This window comes from Pseudomonas sp. Colony2, from assembly GCF_019382755.1.
GTDB lineage: Bacteria > Pseudomonadota > Gammaproteobacteria > Pseudomonadales > Pseudomonadaceae > Aquipseudomonas.
The window spans coordinates 330,636-330,914 of the sequence record NZ_CP080030.1; the positions used below are offsets into that span (position 1 = coordinate 330,636).

Annotated in this window: 1 protein-coding gene and 1 tRNA gene; both read right to left on the reverse strand. The window is 55.2% G+C overall.

Going from position 1 to position 279, the window contains the following annotated elements; genetic code table 11:
• Window positions 1-5 precede the first annotated feature (5 nt).
• Window positions 6-81 (reverse strand) — tRNA-Thr (locus JV201_RS01385).
• Between the two features lie 15 nt (window positions 82-96).
• Window positions 97-279: hypothetical protein (locus tag JV201_RS01390; protein ID WP_219406409.1), on the reverse strand; the 183-nt coding region annotated here is incomplete at its 5' end.

Consider the following 279-nt stretch of genomic DNA (forward strand, 5'->3'; position numbering starts at 1 on the left):
TTGTATGGTGCCGGCACCAGGAGTCGAACCCGGGACCTACTGATTACAAGTCAGTTGCTCTACCAACTGAGCTATACCGGCGTGTTAGGGCGACGATTATAGCGATTGGCAAGCATCTGTAAACCCCTGAATTCTGACTATTTTTGCAAGCGACCGGGTTTTCTCTGCGCGGCCTCGTTTCAGCCACCCCAGCCCCGCCAATCCCATGCGCTGGATCACTGGAAAGGCCTGCGTGCAGAAAGCGGCAAGTGCCAGTTCCTGTCCTGGAACAACAACCTC